This is a genomic window from Bacillus sp. FJAT-27251 (assembly GCF_001273925.1).
In the GTDB taxonomy this organism is placed as follows: Bacteria; Bacillota; Bacilli; order Bacillales; family Cytobacillaceae; genus Mesobacillus_B.
Genome location: NZ_LIGG01000001.1, coordinates 680920 through 695575, shown reverse-complemented (window position 1 = coordinate 695575; position 14656 = coordinate 680920). Strand labels below are relative to the sequence as shown.

General features: G+C 45.4%; 10 protein-coding genes and 1 pseudogene. 10 read left to right on the top strand and 1 reads right to left on the bottom strand.

The window, feature by feature from the left end; translation table 11 throughout:
• Nucleotides 1-246: 246 nt before the first annotated feature.
• The 10 genes and pseudogenes from nhaC to tatC all read left to right on the top strand — a co-directional run bounded on the left by nhaC (nt 247) and on the right by tatC (nt 13113).
• Nucleotides 247-1668 (top strand): Na+/H+ antiporter NhaC, encoded by a 1422-nt coding sequence (nhaC, locus tag ADU22_RS03320; RefSeq protein WP_053360898.1) that lies wholly within the window; start codon nt 247-249, stop codon nt 1666-1668.
• Nucleotides 1665-2531: an MBL fold metallo-hydrolase gene (locus ADU22_RS03315; RefSeq protein WP_053360897.1), complete on the top strand. Its 867-nt coding sequence runs from the start codon at nt 1665-1667 to the stop codon at nt 2529-2531. The genes nhaC and ADU22_RS03315 overlap by 4 nt, the downstream gene beginning before the upstream one ends.
• A gap of 1230 nt (nt 2532-3761) precedes the next feature.
• Nucleotides 3762-4784, top strand: a complete 1023-nt coding sequence (locus ADU22_RS03305) for an STAS domain-containing protein (RefSeq protein WP_053360895.1) — start codon at nt 3762-3764, stop codon at nt 4782-4784.
• Nucleotides 4785-4874: 90 nt separating this feature from the next.
• Nucleotides 4875-5870 carry a LacI family DNA-binding transcriptional regulator gene (locus ADU22_RS03300; protein ID WP_053360894.1) on the top strand — a complete coding sequence of 332 codons (996 nt, stop codon included), beginning with the start codon at nt 4875-4877 and terminating at the stop codon, nt 5868-5870.
• Nucleotides 5871-6050: 180 nt separating this feature from the next.
• The gene (locus ADU22_RS03295) at nt 6051-7505 is read left to right on the top strand and encodes a sucrose-specific PTS transporter subunit IIBC (RefSeq protein ID WP_053360893.1); all 1455 of its coding nucleotides are present in this window, start codon (nt 6051-6053) and stop codon (nt 7503-7505) included.
• 68 nt (nt 7506-7573) lie between these two features.
• Complete coding sequence (locus ADU22_RS03290) at nt 7574-9049, top strand: glycoside hydrolase family 32 protein (protein WP_053360892.1); 1476 nt, start codon at nt 7574-7576, stop codon at nt 9047-9049.
• A gap of 18 nt (nt 9050-9067) precedes the next feature.
• Nucleotides 9068-10043: pseudogene (locus ADU22_RS03285) on the top strand (carbohydrate kinase family protein).
• A gap of 512 nt (nt 10044-10555) precedes the next feature.
• Nucleotides 10556-11989 (top strand): alkaline phosphatase PhoX, encoded by a 1434-nt coding sequence (locus ADU22_RS03275; RefSeq protein WP_053360890.1) that lies wholly within the window; start codon nt 10556-10558, stop codon nt 11987-11989.
• Between the two features lie 129 nt (nt 11990-12118).
• Entirely contained in the window at nt 12119-12322 is a 204-nt protein-coding gene (locus ADU22_RS03270; RefSeq protein WP_053360889.1) for a twin-arginine translocase TatA/TatE family subunit, read from the top strand.
• A gap of 65 nt (nt 12323-12387) precedes the next feature.
• A complete protein-coding gene (gene tatC / locus ADU22_RS03265) occupies nt 12388-13113 on the top strand; it encodes a twin-arginine translocase subunit TatC (protein ID WP_053360888.1) in 726 nt (241 codons plus the stop codon).
• Nucleotides 13114-14080: 967 nt separating this feature from the next.
• Here tatC and ADU22_RS03260 read toward each other — a convergent pair.
• Nucleotides 14081-14656, bottom strand: a 576-nt coding sequence (locus ADU22_RS03260) for a transposase (RefSeq protein WP_156324430.1), incomplete at its 5' end; no start/stop codon positions are given.

Sequence of the window (14656 nt, the reverse complement as noted above, 5' to 3'; positions counted from 1 at the left end):
CGGAATTTCTCCGGTTATTTTCATAGCCGCAGTACGAATGAGAGGCATGGGGACGGTTCGCGTGCTCTATTTGAGAATGGCTGGGCAAGTGAGGCGGCAGAACCGTCGCCATGCTCTACAAATGAAGGTTGACTTTTCTGAATTTATTCCTTACTATTTCTTTAATGTTATATGCACTATTGGATAAAAGCTTTAAAGTGTTAAAGCGTAAAGAGGTTAAAGAAATAGATTAGCGGGGGAGAAAAAATGAAGGAAAGTCTAACTTTCGGAAAATCGATCATTCCTTTATTGGGTTTGATTGCTGCGGCAGCTTGCTCTATTTTTATATGGGAGGCCGGGATGAATGTTCCCTTAATCATTGGAGTGATTTTGGCTGCCATCGTCGCCATTAGCTGTGGATGGGGATGGGATGATGTTCAACAGATGATGGTTAATGGAGTAAGCAGGGCGCTGCCGGCCGTATTTATTTTATTGGCAATCGGGACGATTATCGGGTCCTGGATAGCAAGCGGCGTGATTCCAACGATGATTTATTATGGGATGATGATTATGGATCCAGCGTGGTTTGTCCCAATCGCAGCTCTTGTAACGGGAATCGTTTCGATTACACTAGGAACATCCTTTACATCCATCGCCACAGTGGGGCTTGCTTTCATGGCGATTGGTGATGGTTTGGGATTTTCACCGGCTCTCATTGCCGGTGCCGTGATTTCCGGCGCCTATTTTGGGGATAAGCTTTCTCCATTATCAGATACCACAAATGTTGCTGCCGCTATGGCTGAAACAAACCTTTTTAGTCACGTCAAACATATGCTTTGGGACACGATTCCTGCGTTTGTATTCTCGCTTGGTCTCTTTTGGTGGTTTGGCCGATTGGAAGCAGGCGGGAAAGACATGGATGCAGGATCCATTGGTACAATCTTGTCAGGGTTGAAGGATGCTTTTGTGATTCACCCATTGCTTTTATTGCTCCCGGTTTTGACAATCTTATTAATGGCAAGAAAGACTCCGGCACTGCCTGCATTAATGGGTGTTAGCGTACTAGGTGCTGTAATCGCGGTTGCAATTCAAGGAACTTCCGTAAGTTCGATTGTTCAATTTATGACGAATGGATTTACAATTGAAACGGGAGTCGGTGCTGTTGATTCCTTATTAAACCGCGGTGGACTGACTTCGATGCTTGGGACGGTTGGTATGCTGATCATCGCAACGGCCTTCGGGGGAATTTTAGAAGAAACAGGCTCATTTGAAGTGCTGACAAGCAAGATGATGGAGAAGGTCAGGACAGCCGGAACCCTTATTGCTTCTACTCTCTTAACAACATTCGTTGTCGCATTGGCCAGCGGTGCCCAGTTCTTAGCCGTTATTTTACCTGCAAGAACCTTTGTTCAAAAATATAAAGATATGAATATTGATACGAAAAATTTATCAAGAACCGTTGAGTCGATGGGGACGGTCGGAATCAATCTGATTCCGTGGAGCGTTCCCGCCGTGTTTGCTTCGAGCGTTTTGGGAGTAAGTGCATGGGAATTCATACCGTACGCGTTCTTTATTTATCTTGTTCCGTTAATCAATCTGCTGTTCGGTTTCACCGGGTGGACCATTACCGGAAAGGATTACGGGCAAGAAATCGAACAGATCCATGCGGAAAGGGAAGTTGTATCGTGAGTGAAGTGATTTTAAGTGTGTTGGGTACCGCGCAAGATGGCGGATTGCCGCACCCAAATTGTTTTTGTGAAAATTGTAAAAGAGCACTAGCAGATTCAAGGTTTAAGAGAACAGCTTCATCATTGGCTATTTTTCTGCCTGATGAACATCAATGGCACCTAATCGATGCGACACCTGATATGAGAGAACAAATCGCACGGTTTCAAATGAGATATGGAATGGAATCACAGCTGATGAGCAGCATTTTTCTGACACATGCCCATATCGGCCATTACCCAGGTTTAATGTTTTTAGGGAAAGAAGCAATCAATTCGCAAAGGCTGCCCGTGATGGCAGGGGGGAAAATGAAAAGATTGCTCGAAAATGATGCACCATGGAGCCAATTAACAGCACTTGGGAACATCGATGTCCAGGAAATCAAGGATGGAGAGGCTGTCACTGTTTCCTCGGAAGTAACCGTTAAGCCAGTTCTCGTTCCGCATCGCAATGAGTTTTCTGAGACCTTTGCTTTTTGGATAAAAGGGCCTCATAAAAAGGTTTTATATATACCAGATATTGATCGATGGGATGAATGGGATATCGATATCCATGAAGCAGCGAAAGAGGCGGACCTTTGCTTACTTGATGGAACGTTCCATTCACCAAAGGACCTGGCAAACATCAACCGGGATTATCGGCAAGTTCCCMACCCGCTCATGACCGAAACGATGGAGCGGCTTCAGGATTTGACAGGGGAAACGGATATCTATTTTATCCATATGAACCATTCCAATCCGGTCTTGCACGAAGATGGGGCATTAAGAAAAGAAATCGAAGCAAAAGGCTTCTTTATCGCAGATGACGGGATGGAATTTAGAATTTGATTTTAAAATAGAGGTGCATTTAGATTCAGAGTGCCAACTCGAACTTAACCAAGGGATTATTCTCTTGGTTTTTTGTTTATCAATAAGGGTTTCGTGTACAGGTGATCCCTGCAAGGTTATGGAAGATTAAACTTCAACGGAGGGGTCAATCTATATTGATTATGATTGAATACTCGTGGATCCATAAGCGGAGAATTTCCGGTTAAAGCAATTAGTAGGGGTCTAAGAAGCTGAAATAAACGGAAAATTTCCGGTTAACTGCTTTTTTTAGCCTCAAAATCTAGACATTTTATGAATATAAGCGGAAAATCTCCCCTTAAATCCCGGGAAATGATGGTATTTCCCAAAATAAGCGGAATTTCTCCGGTTATTTTCATAAGCGCAGTAACAAGTGGAAGGTTGGAACCCAAAGTGAGGCAGCAGACCGTTCCAATGCTCTACTATAAGCGGAGAATTTCCGGTTAAAGCAATTAGTAGGGGTCTAAGAAGCTATAATAAACGGAAATTTTCCGGTTAACTGCTTTTTTTAGCCTCAAATCTAGGGATTTTATGAATATAAGCGGAAAATCTCCCCTTAAATCACGGGAAATGATGGTATTTCCCAAAATAAGCGGAATTTCTCCGGTTATTTTCATAAGCGCAGTAACAAGTGGAAGGTTGGAACCCAAAGTGAGGCAGCAGAACCGTTCCCATGCTCTACCATAAGCGGAGAATTTCCGGTTAAAGCAATTAGTAGGGGTCTAAGAAGGCGAAATAGACGGATATTTTCCGATTAACTGCTTTTTTTAGCCTCAAATCTAGACCTTTTATGCATATAAGCGGAAAATCTCCCCTTAAATCACGGGAAATGATGGTATTTCCCAAAATAAGCGGAAAACCTCCCTTAAATCGCAGGACATACTGGCATTTCCCAATTAAAGCGGAGTTTCTCCGGGTATTTTCATAAGCGCAGTAAGATCAACGTTTCAATTAACGAAGTGATTTAGAAAGAAATTTGATTACCGTCAACGTATGGTGAATCGCAAATAGAATAAGGAATTCGGACAATAAAAAGGGGTCCTGTTGAACAAGTATGCAACGACCACTATCTCTAGAGCTGTAATGGTTGCCGATAGGTGTATTCAAAAATGAATTCCTTTCGACTTTTGAACAATCAGTAGTAGAGTGTATACTATAGTAAGTTTCCTTGGAAGCCAGGGAACCCCATGCTTCTGTAAAGGAGAGGAAAAAGTGTCTGAATCAGATGTGAAGGTTAAAGTAAACAGCAATGAATTTGTATGGAAACCGAAAGAAGGACTTTTTACGTTTGATGGTGCACCGGCGCTCTTATTTTGGGACACGGCCATCGAATTGTTTTTAAAGACGATTGAAGAAGTCTCGGGGCGCGAGGTTTCGAAGGCCGTTTATGAAGCTACAGGTTATCGGATGGGGCACTTGGTCAGCTCCTATTATCAGGGACGCAAGGACATCGAGCAGCTCCTTGTCGAATATGGAGATATCTATAGAAATGCTGGATGGGGCAATGTCAGAGTTAAGGAGTTTTCTTTTGAAGAAAAAAAAGCTGTTGTCCTTTTGACAAACAGCTGGGAACACCGAATTTTCAAAGGCACCGATAAGGACCAGGCAGGGGTTCTGCTTCCTAGCCACTGGGCAGGGGTTTTTAGCGGCCTTTTTGAGCAAAACGTCTGGTATAAGATCCATAAAAGCCAATTAAACGGCCATGAATATGATGAGATTGAAATTTTCCCTTCCGATATAACGCCAGCTCAAAATATCCATGACCTGGCGAGACAAAAGGAAAGAGAAAACATTTTGGAACTAGAGCAAAAAGTCAATGAGAGGACAGAAGAACTAACTTCCTTGGTAAGGGAGCTTTCTTCCCCCATTATTCCAGTTCTGAAAGATATTCTCGTCACGCCGCTCGTCGGTAACTTTAATCAGGAAAGGCTCACCGATTTAATGGAAAGAGCTCTTATCGAACTCGCCAGGAAAAAAGCCCGTTTTCTTCTCATCGATATGACAGGAGTCAAAGGGGTGGATGAGTATACCATATCTGGTATCCATAAACTGATTAAGGCTGTTCAATTAATCGGGGGAGAAAGTTATATTGTTGGTGTCTCCGAAGAGCTGGCCGTCAGAATCATTGAATCAAAAGTCAGCATGGAGGGAATCCTTTCCTTCTCCACTCTTCAGCAAGGCGTGGAATATGCTTTGGAGCAAAACGGGTACGAACTTGTAGAGAAAAGAAAGTGAAGCAAAGGGACGGTTCTCCTGCTTTTATTCTGCTTCTTTTTTAGCAATAGGAAGCAAGAGAAGCGTCCCCATGAAATGAGGTTGAGGAGTATGAGTACAATTTTGGATATTGCCAGGCTTGCGGGTGTGGCGAAGAGTACGGTTTCGCGCTATTTGAACGGCGGGTCTGTCGGGGAAGCGACGAAGAAGAAAATTGAACAGGCAATCAGGGAGACTGGTTATACGCCGAACCCGTTTGCCCAGAGCCTGAAGGCCAAGAAAACGAATATCATTGGAACGATCGTGCCTCGTCTTGATTCGTATGCTTCTTCGCAAACATTGATAGGGCTTGACGAACAGCTGAAGCAAATGAATTACCAGATGCTGATTTCCAACACGAGCCAAAGCCTGGAACGGGAAATTGAAAGCATTTATAGTCTCGCCAATCAAAAGATGGCCGGGATTATTTTGCTTGCGACCGAAATCACGGACCAGCATATCGAGGCGTTTGAAAATGTAAAGGTTCCTGTCCTGTTAATTGGGCAAGAGCACCCGGACTTCCACAGCCTCATTCATGATGATTTTCACGCCGGATATGAGATGGGGCGGTATGTGCTTGGAAAAGGCTATCGAAAAATTGCCTATCTGGGCGTCACCGAACGGGATATTTCGGTAGGTGTGAAGCGGAAGCAGGGCTTTAAAAAGGCCATTCAAGAGGTCGAGGATTGCGAAGTGCGCTTTTATGAAACGCTGTTCAAGATCCCGGCTGCGCAAGCCAGTGCACGGGAGATTCTTCAGGAATTCAAGCCTTCCATTTTTGTTTGTGCGACCGATAATATCGCCATGGGGGTCCTTAAGGCCTCTTATTCAGAAGGGATGACGGTTCCAAAAGATGTGGGAGTTACAGGGTTTGGAGGCTATGAAGTTACTGAAGTCATTCATCCGGGGTTAACGACCGCCAAATTTTTTTATAAAGAGGCGGGGGAAAAGGCTGCCAGGCAGATTGTCGAGCTCCTGAATGAACGCCCTGTTGAAAAAGTTACCATCTCTAATTTTGAAATTATTGAGCGAGAAAGCGTTGACAATCTCTTTCAGCGCAGACTATAATAAGGACATCAGCGAAACCGGTTCCAATTGTTGCTTGCCATGTAGTGAATTCGGTTTCTCCTTTAACTTATTATTTTTTTCGTAAAAAATGGAACCGGTTCCGAAACAAACTCGGACCTTAATTTTTACTTTACATTGGAACCGGTTCCCAAAACCAATAAAAAAAAGCGAGGGATTAAAATGGATCATAAACAAATCGCACAGGAAATTCTTGACGCCATTGGAGGCCAGGAAAATGTCTCAGCAGCTGCTCACTGTGCTACACGACTTCGTCTTGTTTTGAATGATGAATCTAATGTTGATCAGGCAGCGCTGGATAACATGGATGTCGTGAAAGGGACCTTTTCAACTGGAGGACAATTTCAGATTATTTTAGGTTCCGGAACAGTCAACGTTGTGTATAAGCACTTGGCGGAGCTGACTGGCCAAAGTGAAATGTCCACAAGCGATGTAAAGGACGCAGCAACGAAGAAACTAAATCCAATTCAGCAATTTGTCAAAATGCTGTCTGACATCTTTGTTCCAATCATCCCCGCAATCGTAGCTGGCGGCTTGCTGATGGGAATCAACAATATTCTCACAGCCCCGGACCTGTTCATTGAGGGAAAATCCTTGGTGGATGCCAATCCTGAAATGGCGGATCTTGCGGCACTGATTAATACATTTGCAAACGCAGCCTTTGTCTTTTTACCTATTTTAATAGGTTTCTCAGCCACAAAGCGGTTTGGCGGGAATCCTTTCCTCGGCGCCACACTTGGAATGCTGATGGTTCACCCGGACCTCCTGAACGGCTACGGATACGGGGCGGCGCTGCTGAATAATGAAGTGCCGGTGTGGAATATATTGGGCATGGAAATTGAAAAGGTTGGCTACCAGGGATCCGTGCTTCCTGTTCTTGCCGCATCTTATATTCTGGCAAAGATAGAAATGGCCTTAAGAAAAGTCGTTCCTTCTGCACTGGATAACCTTTTAACGCCGCTATTCTCCATCTTTATTACAGGTGTATTAACGTTCACATTCGTAGGTCCGCTGACACGTTCCGCTGGGAATCTGTTAACAGATGGAATTGTCTGGATGTACGACACAACAGGTGTGATTGGCGGAATCATCTTCGGCCTGCTTTATGCACCCATTGTTATTACAGGGATGCACCACAGCTTTATCGCCGTTGAGACACAATTGCTTGCCGACCTTGCCAAGACGGGCGGATCCTTTATTTTCGTCATCGCGGCAATGTCCAACATCGCCCAGGGAGCAGCAACACTTGCCGTTTTAAAAACAACGAAAGACGCGAAAATCAAAGGAACGGCTTCGGCAGCCGGCATTTCCGCCTTGCTCGGAATTACGGAACCAGCGATGTTTGGGATTAACCTGAAACTGCGCTATCCATTTATCGGAGCCATTGTTGGTTCGGCGGTCGGCTCAGGCTTTACAACATTGTTCAAGGTGAAAGCCACTGCACTGGGAGCAGCCGGGCTTCCAGGAATCATCTCGATTCGCCCGGATGTCATTGTTTCCTACATCATCGGCATGGCCATCGCGTTCGCCGTCGCCTTTGCCGTGACGATTTTTTTAGCAAAAAGAGACGAAAAAAAAACCATCAAGCAGCAGTCTGACAAAGCAGCAGCGGCTTAAATTCTTACCTTATAAAAATGAAAAGGAGAATCCTGTGATTCTCCTTTCTGTATTAGGAGTGGAACAGCATGGAATGGACAAAAGAGCAGCGGTACAGAAGCATGGATGACGTGACAGAGGAAGAGCTTCAAGGGTTGGCCAAACTGGTTAATGATTGTCCATGGCGGCAGTCTTTTCATATTCAGCCGCCGACAGGGCTGCTGAACGACCCGAATGGCTTTAGTTATTACAACGGGGAATATCATCTGTTCTATCAATGGTTTCCGCTTGGGCCGGTTCATGGACTGAAGCATTGGTACCATACGAAATCAAAGGACCTTGTTCATTGGGAAAACGTCGGAATGGCCATCAAGCCGTCGAATGAATATGATAGCCATGGGGCCTATTCCGGCAGCGGCATTGAACATGAAGGCAAGCTTTACCTGATGTACACAGGGAATACGCGTGATGCCGACTGGGTCCGCCATCCTTATCAATGTCTCGCGGTGATGAGCCAGGATGGAAGCGTGGTGAAAATGGATGCTCCGGCCATTGGCGATGTTCCAGCTGGCTATACCGACCATTTTCGCGATCCAAAGGTTTGGAAAGAAGCTGACCATTTTTACGCGGTGATTGGCGCCCAGCGTGAAAATGAGACTGGGGCTGTGGTTTTGTACCGGTCAAGTGATTTGAAAGATTGGCAGTTTGCTGGTGAAGTGAAGACCGGGCTTGGTGAACGCTTTGGTTATATGTGGGAGTGCCCGGATTATTTCGAGCTGGAAGGACAAGGTGTGTTCCTGTTCTCCCCGCAAGGCTTGGAAGCAAAGGGAGATTCCTTTCAGAACATTTATCAGAGTGGCTATGTGATTGGAAGTCCGCTGGATTTGGAGAAAGTGGAGCTTAAGCACGGCCCTTTTCTTGAACTGGACCGCGGTTTTGATTTTTACGCGCCGCAAACGACGGTAGATCCTCATGGGCGGCGGATTCTGGTCGGCTGGATGGGCCTTCCGGAGATCGACTATCCTACCGATAAAAATGGCTGGGCCCATTGTTTGACCTTGCCGCGTGAGCTTTCGATTAGAGAAGGGAAGCTGCTGCAGCAGCCGGTTGCTGAACTGGAGTCGTTGCGAGGAGATAAGGCAGAAGCAAACCAGAGAGTCGAGAATGAGAGTGTTGGCTTCGATGGGTTTGAGGGAGAAGTGTATGAGCTTCTCGCTGAATTTTTCGGAAGTACAGCGGAGGAATTTGGACTGGAACTCCGCGTGGGAGAAAATGAAAAAACGGTGATTAAATACGATGCTGTCTCGAAAAAGGTTGTATTCGACCGTACTCATTCAGGGATCTCCTTTGCGGAGGAGTTTGGCACAGTCCGGAAATGTGTGCTGGACGCTGATATGATTTCATTCCGGGTTTTTGTGGATGTCTCATCTGTTGAAGTATTTGTCAACAATGGCGAAGAAGTCTTTACCGGAAGGATTTTCCCTGGTAAAAAAAGTACTGGGATACGTGTATTTGCCAATGGCGGAGGAACAAATGTCACGGCCGTTAAATGGAATCTCAGATAATCTGTAAGAGGTGACGCAATGGGAAAGCTTTTTTCAATAGGTGAAGTGTTGATTGATTTTATTCCTCTTCAAAAGGGAGTGCCCTTGAAGGATGTGGTCTCTTTTGAGCGGGCACCAGGAGGGGCACCGGCCAATGTGGCGGCTGCTGTTGCCAAATACGGACAGAAATCGGCGATGATTTCGAAGCTGGGGAAAGATGCGTTTGGCGACTTTCTGGTCGAGAAGCTGGTTGAAGCTGGAGTGGAAATCGATAAAGTGTACCGGACAGACGAAGCGAATACCGCCTTGGCCTTTGTCTCGTTAAAAGAAAACGGGGAACGCGATTTCTCGTTTTACCGTAATCCTTCCGCCGATTTGCTGATGAGCGAGGAGGAAATTGATCCGGCGTGGTTCCAAGCGGGAGACATCCTCCATTTTTGCTCGGTCGATCTTGTTGAGAGCCCGATGACAGGCGCACAGGAAAGCCATCGAAGCAGTAACGGCAGCGGGTGGACTGGTTTCATTTGACCCGAATGTAAGGCTGCCGCTTTGGAAAAAGGCGGAAGACTGCCGCCGGGCGATTCTCGAATTCTTGCCGTCTGCTGACATCGTCAAAGTTTCAGACGAAGAGCTTGAGTTTATAACCGGGATCAAAGGAGAGGCGGAGGCGATCCAATCGTTGTTCGCAGGAAACGTGAAGGCAGTTGTTTATACAAAGGGAGCTGCCGGTGCGGATTTGTTCTTAAAAGAAGAAAAGTTTGAATCACACGGATACTCGGTTGAAGCTGTCGACACAACCGGAGCAGGCGATGCCTTCATCGGCGGGCTCTTGTGCCAGCTGCTTGAACTCGGGGCCGCTCCGGCCAATGTTGAAGAAGTTCTGCGAGCCAACCATGCCCGCATCCTCCAATTCGCCAATGCGAGCGGAGCGCTGACGACAACTGGAAAAGGCGCTATTTCCGCTCTGCCGGGTAAAGCGGAAGTGGAAGCTGTCATAGGCAGACAAGCTGATTGAAGATATGAAAGGGGCTGTCCAAAAAGTCAGTGAAAGCTGAGTTTCTGGGCAGCCCTGTTTTATTAGATTGTTGATCCCTTGTAAAGGCAAGGAATCCATAAGCGGAGAAATTCCGGTTAAAGCAATTAGTAGGGGTCTAAGAAGGCGAAATAGACGGAAATTTTCCGGTTAACTGCTTTTTTTAGCCTCAAATCCAGGGATTTTATGCATATAAGCGGAAAACCTCCCCTTAAATTCGGGGAAATATAGGTATTTCCTAAAATAAGCGGAAAACCTCCTCTTAAATCCCGGGAAATATAGGTATTTCCCAAAGTAAGCGGAATTTCTCCGGGTATTTTCATAAGCGCCGTAACTAATGGAAGACTTGCAACCCAAAAATGAGGCAGCAGAACCATCCCCCTGCCCTGCTTAACAATTCTAAACTGAATTTTAATGAAATTCGGGATATTCCTTAATATTTTCCCTTTACTCTAGTACTGGAGTTAGAAATACATAGATGGGAGAGATGAGGAATGACTGGTCAAAAAACGGATAATGGCTTGAACAGAAGGGATTTCTTGAAAGCGGGGGGAATGGGTGCGCTTGCTCTTACTCTTGGTTCGACTGGGGTAATGGGTCTTGGTTCGAAGGCGCTTGCGGATGCTCCTGAAAATCCAACGAGCGGATTTGGCGGGTATGGCCCTCTGGTTCCGGATCCAAATGGAATTCTGGATCTTCCAAGAGGCTTTCATTACAAAATCATTTCCAAAGAAGGCGACCTCATGACAGACGGAAGCAAAATCCCTGGAGCATTTGATGGGATGGCGGCTTTCGAGGGAGAGAAGGGTACAACCGTTCTTGTGCGTAATCATGAATTGGGGGCAGGCCCGGCATTTGGAAGCAGCCCTTATGATGCGGCGGCTCAAGGTGGTACAACTGCTCTGGTTGTAGGCGCGAATCGTGAAGTGCTGAAAGAATATGTAACCTCTTCAGGTACAATCCGCAATTGCGCGGGTGGAGCGACTCCTTGGGGCACTTGGTTGACTTGTGAAGAAACACGTTCCGAAACACACGGATATGTTTTCGAAGTGGATCCACAGCAGCCGGAAAACGAAATGTCCAGGACTCCAATCAAGGAAATGGGGCGTTTCTCCCATGAGGCTTGTGCGATCGATCCAGCGACAGGCTATGTCTATCTGACTGAAGATTCAAGTCCAAGCTATTTTTACCGTTTCATTCCGAATGATACAAGCCAAAAGCCAGGTTCGCTGCAAAAAGGCGGCAAGCTTTATGCTGCGGCGATTGAAGCGGTAACGGATCCATCGGCAAGCACGTTTAAAACAGGACAAACCTTCAAGATTGTCTGGAAGGAACTGGATCCACATCTTTGCCGCGAGGATGCTGCTGCGCAAAACTGCATCAAGTTCTCAAGGCTTGAGGGAGCTTTCTTCCAGGAGGGTGTTTTCTGGTTCGATGACACTTCTGCCGGTGAGAAAAAACTTGGACGCATTTACCGTTATATCCCGCATACGAATACTTTGGAACTTTTCTATGAGGGCAATGATGCACGCGAAATGGAATATCCGGACAATATCTGCTGTACTCCTTGGGGCGACCTTTGGTATGCGGAAGATGGCGCTGGCCAGGACCGCCTGATGGGAATCACTCCGGAAGGCAAGGTATATCCTTTTGCCGCCAACCGTTTGAGCAATTCCGAATTGGCAGGCCCGACCTTCTCGCCGGATGGAAACACGCTTTTTGTCAATATTCAAAGCCCTGGTAAAACTTTCGCAATCTGGGGACCATTCCAGCGCAGAAACACTGCCCGCGCAAGGGAAATGTCCTTCGCTGCTCCTGCGAACCTGGCACCAAAGGTTTCGGCGGAAATGGCTAAAGCGGCCGAGGCGCAAGGTATGTCCGTTCTTGAAGCAGCAGCATTTGAGCGCCATGGAATTAAAATGAGCTAATTGTTTTTTTAAAAAAAGATGTAAGCTACAAGCTTTGCATGGTTTACATCTTTTTTTCCATTCCAGGCATTTGCCGCCGGTGAATTTTTACACGGAAACAGAGCGATCTACACAATGGAGGTTATGTACATGTTGCAGAATATAGGGATCCCTGGCTTGATTCTTGTCCTTGTCATTGCATTGATTATTTTTGGCCCATCCAAGCTGCCTGAAATTGGCCGTGCATTTGGATCGACGATAAAAGAGTTTAAGAAATCGACACGTGATCTGATGTCGGACGATGATGAGCCAACTAAAGACAAAGAAGAGACGCAGCTAAAGCAGGTTAAATAAATAAGCAATTTTAGAAGATGTAGGTGAATTCCATGCTTTCATCTTCTTTTTTTAGAGGTGATAGAATGAGTGAACAAGAGATGAATCTTGTCGACCACTTAAGTGAATTGCGCAAACGGCTGATTATCATCGCCGGAAGCTTTATGCTTTTAGTTATTCTGGCTTTCATCTATGTAAAGGATATCTATCAATTTTTAGTCCAGGATTTATCGATAAAACTGGCAGTTCTTGGTCCAAGCGATATTTTATGGGTGTATTTCATGCTTGCCGCTGTGATCGCATTGGCAGGGACAATTCCAATTGCTGCCTATCAGATTTGGCTGTTCGTACGGCCCGCTCTTTCGGAAAAAGAGAGAAAGGTAACATTGGCTTATATTCCAGCACTATTTTTGCTTTTTATCGTGGGCATTTGTTTTGGCTATTTCATCATTTTTCCGTTAGTGTTTCAATTCTTGCTCTCGCTCTCTGAAGACATGTTCATGGAGTTTTTCACGACGGAGAAGTACTTTCAATTTTTAATTCATATGATCCTGCCTTTTGGCTTCCTATTCGAACTTCCGGTCGTTATCATGTTTTTAACAAGCCTGGGCGTGTTAAATCCTTACCGATTGCAAAAGATCAGGAAGTATTCTTATTTTGCCCTGATCGTGACAGCCGTGCTGGTGACACCGCCAGACTTCCTATCGGACATCTTAGTGGTGATTCCGCTGCTATTATTGTATGAGTGCAGTGTTTTCTTATCTAAGATCGTCTACCGCCGGAAACAGAAAGCGGAGATGTTGGCGGCGTAAATGCAATTTTTGGAATGCTTTATTGTTCTGAACCTGTGAATGGATGCAGGTTCCCAAGGTGTGATACATACAAAAGCAAGTGTGCCGGTAAAAGGCCCTTGCTTTTTTTTAAATGGTACGTCTCACTAGCTCTAAAACTTTTTGTTACGGTGGCACTGGTCTCATTTTAAAAAACTTGGTCGGAAAGTGATGCCTGATTCTCCAGTGAGGCAGCAGAACCGTCCCCTTGCTCTACTCCTGCTCTAGATCGTCCCCATGCGCKGGTTCATAGGCGGAGAAATTCCGGTTAATGCATATAGCAGGGGCTAAAGAAGCAAAAATAAGCGGAGAAATTCCGACTAACGGCTCTAAATAGGGCCAAATTCCAGGATAAAATGAAAATAAGCGGAAAAACTCCCCTTATATTTCGGGAAATGATGGTATTTCCCAAAATAGGCGGAATTTCTCCGCCTATTTTTCAGACTCCGATTTAATGACTGTCACTCCCCGGAGAAAGACTGCGTATCCTCCACTTTCTTCGTAGAAACCAATCTCAAAATAAACTAGATTACACTAATATCACAGCTGAACCCCAAAAGTGGAACGCATATGGGTGTCATTTTAAAGGACCTTATAGAAGAGTGATCCCTGATTGTCCAGTGAGGCAGCAGAACCGTCCCCTTGCTCTAGGCAAGTAATTAATAGGCGGAGAAATTCCGGTTAATGCATATAGCAGGGGCTAAAGAAGCGAAAATAAGCGGATAAATTCCGACTAACGGCTCTAAATAGGGCCAAATTGCATGAAAAAATGAAAATAAGCGGAAAAACTTCCCTTATATTGCACTAGCTTTGCAATAAGGTGGAAAACACCGCCATTCAAGGTTAATTTTTACATGTAGTTACTTAGCTAGTTAGCTTTTAAAACAAAAAAAAGGACTCCTGACTAAATCAACATAGTTACCAAGCAAGTTAGCACCTGATTATCCGATTACCTTTGGACAATTTGAACGGTCTTCAGCTTCTTGGGATATTTTCTTGGCCGCCCGGGTTTTCCTTTTTTTCGTCTTCCTTTGGACTTTCTACTCGGCTCCCTTAGAAGGGCCCCCATAAAATTGTCCCATGTGTCATACCAATATTGGCGGAGAAATTTGAGTATTTCCCAAGTGGATTTTTTTGAACCAGTCTGAATTCTGACTAATTCGCAGAGCCCATAAGCGATCATGGCCAGCCACAACTGGTTCCATACGGCCTCCTTGGTGTGACTGTAGAATCTCACCAGTTTGAGGTGCTGTTTGATCCACTTGAAAAAGAGTTCAATCTTCCATCGTTGGCGATAAATCTCCGCGATTTCACTCGCAGTAAGGTCCCGGCGGTTCGTGACGACCCTATATTTATTGGCTTCTTCATCAAGAAATTCTACGAGACGCAGTGAAAGCATTTCGTCCGTTTTTGGCTTTTTGACCTGCACCTCAGCGTCTAAAACAATGTTCGAATCCTCTGTGTTGTCACGTTTACTCAGGATTGTAAGCTTTGAATTTCCCTTTACCCTGGCAACGAATTGAAG